The sequence below is a fragment of the Limisphaera ngatamarikiensis genome (assembly GCF_011044775.1).
Classification (GTDB): domain Bacteria; phylum Verrucomicrobiota; class Verrucomicrobiia; order Limisphaerales; family Limisphaeraceae; genus Limisphaera; species Limisphaera ngatamarikiensis.
The window spans coordinates 1-1,589 of the sequence record NZ_JAAKYA010000028.1 but is presented as its reverse complement, the minus strand read 5'-3'; the positions used below and the strand labels follow the sequence as shown (position 1 = coordinate 1,589).

Annotated in this window: 1 protein-coding gene; it reads right to left on the bottom strand. The window is 57.6% G+C overall.

Annotated features, from left to right (window positions below; translation table 11 throughout):
* Window positions 1-533 precede the first annotated feature (533 nt).
* Window positions 534-1,589, bottom strand: a 1,056-nt coding sequence (locus tag G4L39_RS04720) for an RHS repeat-associated core domain-containing protein (protein WP_165106305.1), incomplete at its 5' end; no start/stop codon positions are given.

The window sequence follows — 1,589 nt, the reverse complement described above, 5'->3', positions numbered from 1 at the left end:
ACTCCAACTGACCATACGGGTCGTACCGGTAGACCCAGTAACTGCCGTCGGCCCAACCGGCCCGCACCCGCCCGCCCATCGCATCGTACGTCCAGTCCAGACAGCTCACCAGCCTCATTCCCATGGCACCGGCACCAGCGGGGTCGTAAAACCGCCATCATTGCAAAAAACAGTGCCCCAGCGGACACACCAGTGCACTCACCTTGGCTCACATTTGAGAAACCTGCCAATGAGCGACGAGATCACGCTCTTTCGGCGTTGGCACGCTACTATGAGCGCAAGGGCGCCCGCCACGCAACCACAGCCCACCGACACCATTACAGCTGGCACCGTACCGAAGGTTTGAAGGTCCTTAGGAGGGCTAGCCTGCACGAGTGGCAGAGATAAAAGCGCCCCGATGACTACCACCATGCCGAGGCGCACTTTACTGTATGTCCAACACTTTTTGTAGACTGCACACACATGTATCACACCTGCGATTCCTGCAGTTAACAGGAATAGTCCGTACGCTAAGGCATCCATAGCCCTTCCTACTACTTGCCACACAATGACGTCAAAGCACTTATGTCCATGCCTACAACAAAAGCCACTATACTTAATGTCGCATCCTCAACGTCGGCCGCCATTCCTCCCAAACATCCCGCGAGTGCTGAGAACAAAAGCCCAATCCATGCGCATGGGTCCTTATAATTGACGCCGCCGAGACACAACTGTTCTGCAATCGAACCAATTGCACCACAGATACACGATCCTTTTATACACAAGTGAGGGAGTGATGTGCACAGTATGGATGAACAGCAGCCATTGATCGCACCTCCCAACGCTCCGCACCACGCCGCTCGCCATGACCCTATTCCGCCGACCGCGCCGCCAATGGCACCTACAACGCAACCGACCCCGCACGCCGCCACCCACTGCGCAACGTTGCCATCAGGGTCGACATAAGCGGTCGTGGTATTCCTGGCAAAGACGTACACAGGAACGAGATCGACGCCGTGGGTCTTTTTCTTAAAAGCCAGGGTAGAGTCCAATACGCTCAGCTTTGCAAAATAATGCCGATTTTCATAAGCGATGTGTACAGCTTCCGGGGACGCCAAGAGCACGCGCCTCAAAGTCCTAACGTTCTTGGCCTCAATGAAGAGTATCGGGGAGCTCAGATCAGAGATGGGATCCCTGCTCAACCACCTGCCCAGGGTGGGACTGTAGGCACGGTATTCGTACAGCACCAGGCCCGTCGCGTCCTCCGTCCGCTTCGTGCTGAACCGGAACGGATTCGAACCCGCCGCAGCGCCCGTCAGCCGCAAAGGCTCCCCAAACGGCCCATACTCGTACCGGGCGGTCTCGGTACTGGTGCTCGCCGAGACCAGGTTCCACACGTTCCCGTTGCCGTCATACGTCACAAAGTGCACCCCCGCAGCAGACCCGCCGCTCAACCGCACCCACAGCAACCCACCCACACCACCCGCACCGTCCAGGGTCTCCGAAACATCCAATCCCCACACGTACGAACGCACCAGCGCACCGTTCGTCCCGTTCAGCTCCGCAATGTGCCGCCCAAACCACACGGGATCACTCACCAGCTTCAGATC